Genomic DNA, 11,673 nt, shown 5'->3' on the forward strand with positions numbered 1-11,673 from the left:
TGTGAACGTCGGACACCGGCCCCGCCGGACAACATCACCCGCACGCCCACATCACCACGCAAGGAAGCGACATGAGCGGACAGAGAGCCCAGCTTAGCCGTAGAGGATTCCTCGGTGGATCCCTCCTCTTCGTCGCCGGCACGGCGGTCGGCTGTACCACCAGCCCGTCCGGCGGCTCCTCGAACGGAGCGAAGACCACCCTGAACGTCTGGTCCCACGCCTACGGCGAGGCCGGCACCCAGCAGGCCCTGACCCGGTACGCCACCGAGTTCACCAAGGCGAACCCGGACATCGCGGTCAAGGTCACCTGGGTGCCCGGCGACTACACGGCCAAGCTCAACGCCTCGCTGCTCACCGAAGCGGCGCCCGATGTCTTCGAACACGGCGACTTCACCCAGGGGCTCGCCCGGCGCGGCCAGGTCGCCGCCCTCGACGCGGAGTACGGCAGCGCCAAGGACGACTTCAACCAGGGCGCCCGCGATCTCGTGACCGTCGACGGGAAGCTCCACGGCGTCAAGATGATCGACGACGTCCAGATGCTCTACTACCGCAAGAGCGTCCTCGCCCAGGCCGGCATCACCCCGCCCACCACCTTCGATGCGCTCGTCGCCGCCGCCAAGGCGCTGACCACCAAGAAGACCAAGGGCCTGTTCGTGGGCAACGACGGAATCGGCGAGACCCCGGCCCTCTCGGTGTTCTCCAACGGCGGCGAGCTCGTCGCCGACGGCAAGATCGGCTTCGCCTCGCCCCAGGGCGTCGAGGCCGTCACGGGCCTGAAGCGCCTGCACGACGACAAGTCCCTGCTGCTCGGCTTCACCACCGACTGGTGGGACCCCTCGGCCTTCGTCCAGGGCGTCGTGCCGATGCAGTGGTGCGGGCTCTGGGCCATGCCCGCCATCGAGAGCGCGCTCGGCGACGACTACGGCATCCTGCCGTGGCCCGCGTTCAAGGCCGGCGGCGCTCCGGTCCTGCGGGTCGGCGGCTGGACGAGCTGCGTCAACGCCAAGGGCAAGAACGTGGAAGCGGCCAAGAAGTTCGTCAAGTGGCTCTGGATCGACCGGAAGGAGCTCCAGCAGGACTGGTCCGAGGGCTACGGCTTCCACGTCCCGCCGCGCACGTCCGTCGCCGCCACGGCGAGCAAGCTCAGCAAGGGCACCGCCAAGGAGGCCGTCGAGCTGGCCGCGAAGTACGGCCGGAGCAACCCGAACACCTGGGACTCCGCCTCCGGCGCTCCGTTCGGCGCGGCGGTCTCGAAGGTCGTCACCGGTCAGGGAGACGCCGCCACGCTGCTCGCCGAGGCGGCAGGGCAGGCCCAGGGCGCCGTGGACAAGCAGCTGTCCTGATGAACGCCACCACGCACTCCGTGCCACGCTCCGGGAGTGCCGGGCGCCCCGCGGACCTACCGCGGGGCTCCGCCCGCACCCGCACAAGCCGTGTCGACTGGCGGTCCTGGGGCGCGTTCGCCCTGCTCACGGCGCCGATGCTGATCGGCCTCGGCCTGTTCAAGTACATCGCCATCGGCTGGAGCCTCCTGCTCAGCCTCAGCGATGCCCAGGGCACCATCGCGCTCGGCGACTGGGTCGGGCTCGACAACTACCGGCAGTTGCTCGGCGACTCCGCCTTCCGGGGCTCGCTGGTCAAGATCCTGCTGTTCACCCTGATCATCGTGCCGATCACGTTCGCGGCCTCGCTCGGCCTCGCACTCCTCGTGCACCGGATCCGACGGGGCCGGGCCGTCCTGCGGACCGCGTTCCTGATCCCCGCCGCCGTCTCGTACGTCGCGGCCTCGCTGCTGTGGAAGATGTCCCTGTTCAGCGGCATGCCGGCGGGCATCGCCAATATGATCGGCGGCTGGTTCGGGATGGAGGCGACCCCCTGGCTCCAGGCCGGCTCGCCCCCGCTGTACTGGATCGCGCTGGTGACCCTGCGCCTGTGGCTCCAGGTCGGCTTCTACATGGTGCTCTTCCTCGCCGGACTCCAGGCGATCCCGAAGGAGCTCTACGAGGCTGCCGCCCTGGACGGAGCCACCGGGCTGCGCCTGCTGCGCCGGATCACCCTGCCGATGCTGCGCAACACCTCGGTCGCCGTCCTGATGCTGCTGTTCATCGCGGCCTTCCAGGCGTTCGACGAGTTCTACAACCTGTTCGGCGGCGGCCTGTCCGGTACGAGCACCGCGCCGGTGAAGACCCCGCTGATGTACCTCTACGACACCGCGATGGGCGTCCAGAACTACGGTCTCGGATCGGCCGGCGCCTTCGTCCTCACGGCCCTGATCGTCGGAGTGACCCTGGTCCAGGGACGGATCACCGGCTTCGGAAAGAGCGAGGAGTGAGCCCGGTGACGACCGTACGGGACGGGGCGCGTGCCCTGCGGCGCCCCGCGCGCGGCCTGCTGGCCGGAGTCCTGATGGTGGCGTTCCTCGCCCCCTTCTACCTCATGCTGCGCAACTCGCTCATGGACACGCGGACCCTGACGGCGCCGGAGTGGACGTGGTGGCCCTCCACGATGCACTGGGAGAACTTCACCTCCCTGTTCAGCGACCCCATGGTGAACATGGGCCGGTCCCTGTCCAACTCCCTGCTGATCGCCGCGATCACGGCCCCGGTGTCCACGCTGCTCGCCTCGGCAGCCGGGTTCGCGCTCGCGCGCATCCCCGTGCCCGGCCGCGGCGTCGTGCTCGGCCTCGTCCTGGCCACGCTCATGATCCCCGGCTCGGCGACCTTCGTACCCACCTTCGTCGTCGTGGGCTCGCTCGGAGGCATCAACACCCTCTGGGGCATCATCGCCCCGGGACTCTTCAACCCCTTCGCGGTCCTGCTGTTCCGCAACTTCTACCTTCAGTTCCCCCGCGAGATCGAGGAAGCCGGCCGACTGGACGGCCTCGGCTGGCTCGGCCTCTACCGCCGGATCGCCCTGCCGTCGTCCGGAGCCATGCTCGCCTCCCTCGGCGCCCTCGCCTTCATCGACAGCTGGAACTCCTTCCTGTGGCCCCTGGTGATCGGCCAGGACCCGACCGCCTGGACGGCGCAGATCGCCCTGTCCACCTTCCTCACGGCGCAGACCGTCAACCTGCCCGGCCTGTTCGCGGGCGCCGTCGTGACCATCACCCCTCTGGTGGTCATGTTCCTGGTCGCCCAGCGCCACATCGTCGAAGGCATCGCCCACACCGGCCTCAAGGGCTGACGGCGCCTTCGGCTTCCCCTGAACACCGGACCACCGGTCCGGAGCGCGGTACCTCCTTCACTCCCTCACCCTGGAGGACAGCACCATGAGATCACGCATGCCCCACGGCGGCCTCGCGAGGACCGCCACCCGGGCCCTGACCACCGCGCTGGCCACCGGCGCCCTCCTCATCGGCGCGCTCCCCGCCACGGCGGCCCCCCTCGCACCCGCCTCCGCGGCCGACGCCCCCGTCGCGCTGACCGGCGAGCAGCTGGCCGCGTCCTGGACCGGCCCGCTGAGCACCCGGGGCCGGTACATCGTCGACGCCGACGGCGACCGCTTCAAGCTGAAGGCGAGCAACTGGGCCGGCGCCCAGGGCACCTGGGAGGGCAGCGGCAGCCAGAGCGACGTCGCGAACCACCAGGCGGACCAGATGTCGAACAACATCCCGCTCGGCCTGGACCGGACCCCGATCAGCCGGATCCTCGCCGACTTCCACGCGCTGGGCCTGAACAGCATCCGGCTTCCCTACGCCGACGCCATGATCGACGACCGCACCCCGGTGCCGGACCACGCCGTCGCGGCCAACCCGCAGCTGGAGGACAAGACCCCGCTCGAGGTCTTCGACGCGGTGGTCAAGGCCCTCACCGACGACGGCTTCGCCGTCATCCTCAACAACCACACCACCACCTACCGCTTCTGCTGCTCCCTCGACGGCAACGAACGCTGGAACACCAGCCAGACCACCGGGAAGTGGATCGACAACTGGCTGTTCCTGGTGAACCGCTACAAGTCGAACAAGCGGGTCGTCGGCGCGGATCTGCGCAACGAGGTCCGCAGGGACTTCAACAACGACCCGAACTGGGGCTGGGGCAACGATCACGACCTGTACAACGCCTACCAGCTGGCCGGCAACAGGATCCTCGAAGCCGACCCGGACATGCTCGTCATCATGGAGGGCATCAACTGGCAGGGCATCCCGCAGGGCATGTTCCCCCACGGCCGGCCGACGCTCACCCCGGTCCGCAACCTGTCCAACACCCTGATCAACTCCGGCAAGCTGGTCTACGCGGCCCACTTCTACGGCTTCACGGGCCCCAACCACACCGGTTCGAGTGGTGGTTGGCAGAACGGTGAGACCAACGACCCGCGCTACCGCGACCTCTCGCCCGAGGCCCTCATCCGGGTCGTCGACGACCAGGCCCTGTTCGTCACCGAAGCGGGCCAGCACTTCACCGCTCCCGTGTGGATCAGCGAGTTCGGCACCGGCGGACGCGGCCAGACGGACCAGAAGGAGAACGACTGGTTTGCCCGCTTCACCGACATCCTGGTGGCGAACGACACCGACTTCGCCCAGTGGCCGCTGGTCGGCTGGAGCACCAACGGCAAGATCAACGACAACTGGGCGCTGATCTCCTACGACGCCGCCGGCAACCGGCAGGCGGTCAACGACCCGGGCGACTGGCGCGCCGCCCACTGGAACAAGCTGGTCAACGCCCCCGGCAAGACAGGCCCGGTCGCCCAGGTCGACCACTGGAACATGGTCGACCTCGACTTCGCCGACCAGAACCTTTCCGCCACCATGCGCCAGCAGGCGGACTGGAGCGCCGGCAACCGGAAGGGCAACTGCCCCGACAGCCAGCGGCTCGTCGCCCTCGCCCGGAGCAACAACCGCGGCCTGTGCACCGACGCGGGCGGCGCCCTCGCCAAGGCCGACAGCATGTGGACCACCGTCATCGACGAGCGCTACGTCAAGAGCGGCGACTGGGCGAGCGGCTACAACAAGCTCGAATGCCCCAAGAACACCTTCGCCGTCGGCTACAGCGTCAACGGCAACGCGATGGCAGCCCTGCTCTGCGCACCCTCCGCCGCGCCGCTGCCCACCACGAACCGGCTGCTCTGGTTCGACCGCGGAGACAACCGCCCCGCCACCGGCGGTTCCACCGCCAGCGACTGGGCGCCCGGCGCCTACAAGGGCCAGTGCCGGGACGACGAGTACCTCGCCGGGGTCGCCTTCACCTGGAAGTGGCAGCACGGCGGAGCTCCCGACGCCCTCCTCTGCCGCCCCCGGAGCTGACCGACGGCCTCGGGCACCACAGCACGACACGTCAGGTGCCGGCACCCCGCGTGCCGGCACCCCCGCACCGATACCTAGGAGCACCACAGCCATGCCTCGACTGGAGATCGCCGCAGACGGCTTCCGACTCGACGACCGGCCGTTCCGCATCATCTCCGGCGGACTGCACTACTTCCGCGTCCACCCGGAGCAGTGGGCCGACCGGCTCCGCAAGGCGCGGCTGCTGGGGCTCAACACGGTCGAGACCTACGTCCCGTGGAACCTGCACTCCCCCCGGCGCGGCGAGTTCCGCGCCGACGGAGGTCTCGACCTGCCCCGCTTCCTCGACCTGGCCGCCGCCGAGGGACTGCACGTCCTGCTGCGGCCCGGCCCGTACATCTGCGCCGAATGGGAGGGCGGCGGTCTTCCCTCGTGGCTGCTCGCGGACGAGGACATCGCCCTGCGCAGCCGCGACCCCCGCTATCTGAAGGCGGTGGACGACTACCTCGCCGCCCTGATGGAGGCCGTGGGCCCGTACCTCGCCACCCGCGGCGGCCCCGTCATCGCCGTACAGCTGGAGAACGAGTACGGCGCCTACGGAGACGACTCCGCCTACCTCGCCGACCTGGCGGACCTGCTGCGCAAGCACGGCGTGGACGTCCCGCTCTTCACCTGCGACCAGCCCTCCGACCTGGAGCGCGGCGGCCTCGACGGAGTCCTGCGCACGGTCAACTTCGGCAGCCGCGTGGACGCCGGACTCGCCGAACTGCGCACCCAGCAGCCCGAAGGCCCGCTGATGTGCTCCGAGTTCTGGATCGGCTGGTTCGACCGCTGGGGCGGCACCCACGTCACCCGCAGTGCGGACGACGCGGCGGCCGACCTCGACCGGCTGCTCGCGGCCGGTGCCTCGGTCAACCTGTACATGTTCCACGGCGGCACCAACTTCGGCTTCACCAACGGCGCCAACGACAAGGGGACCTACCGGCCCATCGTCACCTCCTACGACTACGACGCTCCGCTGGACGAGGCCGGCGACCCCGGACCCAAGTACGCCGCCTTCCGTGAGGTCATCTCCCGCTACGCCCCCGTGCCCGACGAGCCGGTCCCCGCGCCCGCGCCCAAGCTCACCGGCACCGTCGCCGAACTCACCTCCTGCGCAGGCCTCCTGGACCAGAGCGAGCTGCTGGGCGGCCCCGCCGTCCACGCCGACCACCCGGTCACCATGGAACAGCTCGGCCAGTCCTTCGGATTCGTCCTGTACGAGACGACACTCCCGGACGCCGGACGCACCGTGCTCCGTGCCGAGGAGGTGCACGACCGGGCCCAGGTCTTCGTCGACGGGCAGCCGGTCGGCGTCCTGGAGCGGGAGAACCACGAGCACGCGCTGACCTTCCTCACCTCCCGGCGGGGCGCCCACCTGGCCGTGCTCGTCGAGAACCAGGGCCGGGTGAACTACGGGCGGGCGATGCACGACCGCAAGGGACTGCTCGGCTCCGTCACCGCCAACGGCCTGCCCCTCGTGGACTGGTACAGCCGCTCGCTGCCGATGGACGACCCGGACGCACCCTCCTACACGCCCCTCGACACCTCCGCGCCCCCGGTCGGACCGGCCTTCCACCGCGGACACGTGGACATCACCCACCCGGCCGACGGCTTCGTCGCCCTGGACGGCTGGACCAAGGGCCTGGTGTGGGTCAACGGATTCGCCCTCGGCCGCTACTGGTCGCGCGGCCCGCAGACCACGCTCTACGTCCCCGCCCCGGTCCTGAGCGCGGGCCGGAACGAGATCACGGTCCTCGAACTGCACGGCTCCACCACCCGGACGGTGGAGCTGCGCGGCACGCCCGACCTGGGAATCACCGAGGACTGAGACCGCCGCTCCACCTCGACACCTCAGCACCGGCTGCCGTACGACTCCGGAGACCTTCATGCACAGCAAGCAGCACCTCACCGAGCAGCGGCTCGCCCGCGTTCTCGACGAGCGGATCAGGCCCGCCGTCCACGCCCGCACGGTCCCGCTCGACATCGCGATCTGGGACGTCCCGGGCGAACCCGTCCCCGTCGCCGAAGGTCTGGCCGCTCCGTACGAGCCGGTGACGCTCGGCCACCGCTGGGGGCCCGCGTGGACCACGAGCTGGTTCCGGATCAGCGGCAGGGTGCCGGAGGAGTGGGCCGGGCAGCGGGTCGAGGCCGTCGTCGACATCGGCTTCAACTTCACCGGCGCGGGCTTCTCCAGCGAGGGCCTGGTCCACCGGGCGGACGGAACCGTGGTGAAGGCCCTCAACCCCCGCAACGCCTACATCCCGGTCGCCGACCCGGCCGTCGGCGGCGAGGAGTTCACGTACTACGTCGAGGCCGCCGCCAACCCGAACCTGAACGACGACCACCTGCCCAGCCACACCGGCGACCGGCCCGCCTGGCTGGCGGGCGGCGCCGGCAACCGTGACCACAAGGGCAGCAGCGGTGGAGGACCCGCCCTCGCGCACCTCCCCATCTACCAGTTGCTCCGCCTCGACCTGGCGGTCTTCGACCAAGAGGTGTGGGAACTCGCCCAGGACCTGGACGTCCTCGGCGAGCTGATGCGCGAGCTCCCCGAGTACGAGCCGCGCCGCTGGCAGCTCCAGCGGACCATCGAGCGCGCCCTGGACGGCATCGACCTCCAGGACGTGCCCGCCGGCGCCGCCGCCGCCCGCGAGGTGCTCCGCCCCGCCCTCGCGGCCCCCGCCGCCCCCAGCGCCCACCGCATGTCCGCCGTCGGGCACGCCCACATCGACACCGCCTGGCTCTGGCCGCTGCGCGAGACCGTGCGCAAGGTCGCCCGGACGCTCTCCAACGTCACCCACCTCATGGACGACCACGAGGGCTTCCGCTTCGCCATGTCCCAGGCCCAGCAGCTCGCCTGGCTCAAGGAGCGCCGCCCCGAGGTCTACGGCCGGGTCCAGGAGAAGGCGAAGACCGGGCAGTTCCTGCCCGTCGGCAGCCTCTGGGTGGAACCCGACACCAACATCATCGGCGGCGAGGCCCTCGCCCGGCAGCTGATCCACGGCAAGCGCTTCTACCTCGACGAGTTCGGCGTCGAGACGAAGGAGATGTGGCTGCCCGACACCTTCGGCTACAACGCGGCCATGCCCCAGCTGATGAAACTGGCCGGCGTGCGCTGGTTCCTCACCCAGAAGATCTCCTGGAACACCACCAACAAGTTCCCGCACCACACCTTCTGGTGGGAGGGCATCGACGGCACCCGGATCTTCACCCACTTCCCGCCCGTCGACACCTACAACGCCGAGATCACGGGTGCCGAACTCGCCCACGCCGTGCGGAACTTCCAGGACAAGGAGGCCGCCAACAGCTCGCTCCTCCCGTTCGGGTACGGAGACGGCGGCGGCGGTCCCACCCGCGAGATGCTGGCCCGCGCGGCCCGGGTGGAGGACCTGGAGGGCTCGCCGAGGGTCACCGTCGAGAGCCCGTCCGAGTTCTTCGAGCGGGCGCACGCGGAGTATCCCGACGCCCCCGTCTGGGTCGGTGAGCTCTACCTGGAGTTCCACCGCGGCACCCTCACCAGCCAGTTGCGCACCAAGCAGGGCAACCGCCGCGGCGAGCACCTGCTCCGGGAGGCCGAGCTGTGGTCGGCCACCGCGGCCGTACGCTGCGGATTGCCTTACCCGTACGAGGAGTTGGACCGCCTCTGGAAGACGGTCCTGCTCCACCAGTTCCACGACATCCTGCCCGGTTCCTCGATCGGCTGGGTGCACCGGGAGGCCGAGGCGACCTACGCGGCCGTGACCGCCGAGCTGGAGGCGATCGTCACCGCGGCCCAGCGCGCGCTCGCGGGGGAGGGGGACGGGAAGCTGGTCTTCAACGCCTCCCCGTACACCCGCCACGGTGTCCCCGCCCTCGGCGCGTCGCCGTGCGCGGACTCCTCGCCCCGCCCGATCGCGCCCGAACCGGCCGACGGCGGCCACGTCCTCGACAACGGGCTCGTCCGCGTCCGCGTCGACGCCCGGGGCCTGGTGACCTCGGCGTACGACCTCACGGCGGGCCGCGAGGCCCTGGCCCCCGGCAGGGCGGCCAACCTCCTCCAGCTCCACCAGGACTTCCCCAACCAGTACGACGCCTGGGACATCGACGCCTTCTACCGCAACACCGTGCACGACCTCGACGAGGCCGAGTCGGTGTGCGCGGAGGCGGACGGCGTGCGGATCGTGCGGACCTTCGGCGACTCCCGGATCGAGCAGTTCCTCTCCCTCCGGGAAGGATCCCGGCGCCTGGACATCGACACCGGGATCGACTGGAACGAGCGGGAGAAGCTCCTCAAGGCCGCCTTCCCGATCGACGTACGGGCCGACCACTCCAGCGCGGAGATCCCCTTCGGGCACGTCCCGCGTCCCACCCACACCAACACCAGCTGGGACGCCGCCAAATTCGAGTTCTGCGCCCACCGCTTCCTCCACGTCGGCGAACGGGGCTGGGGCGCGGCCGTCGTCAACGACTCCACCTACGGGCACGAGGTCACCCGCGACGTCCGCTCCGACGGCGGCACCACCACGACCGTCCGCCTCTCGCTGCTCCGCGCCCCCCGCTACCCCGACCCGGAGGCCGACCGGGGCAGGCACCGCCTGCGCTACGGGTTCGTGATCGGCGCCGACATCGCGGACGCGGTCCGGGAGGGTTACGGCTTCAACGTGCCCGAGCGCGTCGTGGCCGGTAGCCCGGCGCAGATCGCTCCGCTGGTGGTCACGGACGCGGCCGCCGTCGTCGTCGACACGGTCAAGCTCGCCGACGACCGTTCCGGCGATCTCGTCGTACGCCTGTACGAGGCGCACGGAGGGCGGGCCACGGCACTGCTGACCACCGGCTTCCCGCTGGAGTCGGCCACCGTGACCGATCTCCTGGAGCGCCCGCTCGCCGACGGCGAGGAATCCGGAGCCGCCCGGCGTACCTCCGGGGGGCAGGTGTCCCTGACCCTGCGCCCGTTCCAGATCCTCACCCTCAGGCTGCGGCCGGCGGCCACGGCGCCGACGGCGAACGGGTGACGGAACGAGGGGGAGCACCCGTGTCGCCGCTCCTCTGGGAGCCGACCTTCCGGAGCCTGTGCACTGCCTGTGAAGGGCGTCGCGACCCGGTGTCCACAGCGGTGCAGTGGCTCCGCGCAGAGGAGGGGGCGGAGTCGGCGGCGGGTATCGGGACCCCGTCAGCCGGCTCGGAGGCCGACCGCCAGCGTCAGTTCGAGGACCCGCAGTGGCGATGCGAGATCCGGGAACAGCTCCCGCAGCTGCGACATCCGGTACCGGACCGTCTGGGGATGGACGAACAGCGCTGCCGCCACCTCGTCCCGCCTGCCCTGGTGCAGCAGCCACTCCCGCAGCGTGTCCTCCAGCCGCCGTGCGGTCGCGGCGGGCAGGGTCCGGAGCGGTGCGAGGGCTCGGGCACGCAGGTCCGCGAACGCGTCCGCGTCGGCGCTCAGCACCAGCTCGGGCAGGTGTTCCTCGGTGTCGCGGATGTCGGAGGAGAGGGAGCGCGCGCGTACGGCCCGGGCGTACGAGGCGGACGCGCGCGTCCACGGCCTGGCCGGGCCGACCACGGCGGTGCGGTCGGCCAGCTGCCGCAGGAGGTGCGGTCGGTCGGCATCGGGGACCAGCAGCACACCGGTGGCGTCCGGCAGGTCATCGAGGACGAGGGTGCCCGGGTCCAGCGAGCGGTAGGCGGGCCGGGCCTGGGCGGCGGGCAGCAGGACCGCGGTCAGGGAAACCGGAGCGTGCCACCCGGCCCGTTGAACGGAGGCGAGCAGCACGTCGGTGCTGGCGCCGGCGAGGAGGTCGCGGGCCAGGTGTTCCAGGTGGCGCTCGTGGTCCCTGCCCCGGGCGGCCAGTTCGTCGGCGTGGCCGGCGGCGCTCGCGGCGGAGAGCTCGTCGATGTAGGCGAAGGTCAGCTCGGCGAACTTGGCGACCTCGGCGGCGGGCAGGCCCACGGGTACGGCACCCGCCGCCAGACATCTCCAGGCCACGCGGGCGCCGACGCGGTAGGCGCTGAGCAGGGCGTCCATCGAGCGGCCGTCGCGCACCTCGCCGCGGCCCAGCTCGTAGGCCGCGTCACCGGCGTCGCCGCCCGTGGCGCGTCCGCTCGCGAGGTCGAGGTAGTGCCCCAGGGCGGTACGGACCGATCGGCGGATGGTGGCGCCCATGCGGCCCGAGAGGGCGTTGGCGTAAGGAGGGACCTCGTCGATGATCGCCTGGACGACCTCGTCGGCGGTGTTCTTCAGCGCGGCCCGGAGCGCGGTGACGGTCGTCTCATCCAGGGCCAGCTCACTGGCCCTCCTGACTGCATGACTCACTTTTTGTTCCCTGCGAACAATTCGGCCGGCCAGATTTACGTCCTGTGGTCAGGACTTTACCCCCTGAGGCATACCAAGCTGGGGCCATGACGAGTACAGCCCTCCGCAGCAGGGCCTGGAAGCT

Annotated in this window: 7 protein-coding genes; 6 read left to right on the forward strand and 1 reads right to left on the reverse strand. The window is 70.9% G+C overall.

All coding sequences use genetic code 11. The features are described from left to right. The first annotated feature begins 71 nt into the window (after positions 1 to 71). The 6 genes from NLX94_RS06890 (at position 72) to NLX94_RS06915 (ending at position 10,251) form a co-directional block, all read left to right on the forward strand. Positions 72 to 1,343, forward strand: a complete 1,272-nt coding sequence (locus NLX94_RS06890) for an ABC transporter substrate-binding protein (RefSeq protein WP_254381688.1) — start codon at positions 72 to 74, stop codon at positions 1,341 to 1,343. After that, complete coding sequence (locus NLX94_RS06895) at positions 1,340 to 2,332, forward strand: carbohydrate ABC transporter permease (RefSeq protein ID WP_374683920.1); 993 nt, start codon at positions 1,340 to 1,342, stop codon at positions 2,330 to 2,332. Before NLX94_RS06890 ends, NLX94_RS06895 begins: the two co-directional genes overlap by 4 nt. 5 nt (positions 2,333 to 2,337) lie before the next feature. Further along, complete coding sequence (locus tag NLX94_RS06900) at positions 2,338 to 3,183, forward strand: carbohydrate ABC transporter permease (RefSeq protein WP_254381690.1); 846 nt, start codon at positions 2,338 to 2,340, stop codon at positions 3,181 to 3,183. Positions 3,184 to 3,268: 85 nt separating this feature from the next. Then, positions 3,269 to 5,239, forward strand: coding sequence for a glycoside hydrolase family 5 protein (locus NLX94_RS06905; protein ID WP_254381691.1), 1,971 nt, complete (start codon positions 3,269 to 3,271; stop codon positions 5,237 to 5,239). 91 nt (positions 5,240 to 5,330) lie between these two features. Then, a complete protein-coding gene (locus NLX94_RS06910) occupies positions 5,331 to 7,088 on the forward strand; it encodes a beta-galactosidase (RefSeq protein ID WP_254381692.1) in 1,758 nt (585 codons plus the stop codon). Between the two features lie 58 nt (positions 7,089 to 7,146). Continuing rightward, complete coding sequence (locus NLX94_RS06915; protein ID WP_254381693.1) at positions 7,147 to 10,251, forward strand: glycoside hydrolase family 38 C-terminal domain-containing protein; 3,105 nt, start codon at positions 7,147 to 7,149, stop codon at positions 10,249 to 10,251. 158 nt (positions 10,252 to 10,409) lie between these two features. Here NLX94_RS06915 and NLX94_RS06920 read toward each other — a convergent pair whose 3' ends face one another. After that, on the reverse strand, positions 10,410 to 11,549 hold the full coding sequence (locus tag NLX94_RS06920; protein ID WP_254381694.1) for a PucR family transcriptional regulator: 1,140 nt from the start codon (positions 11,547 to 11,549) through the stop codon (positions 10,410 to 10,412). Between the last annotated feature and the right edge of the window lie 124 nt (positions 11,550 to 11,673).

Source organism: Streptomyces sp. TBY4 (genome assembly GCF_024213195.1).
In the GTDB taxonomy this organism is placed as follows: domain Bacteria; phylum Actinomycetota; class Actinomycetes; order Streptomycetales; family Streptomycetaceae; genus Streptomyces.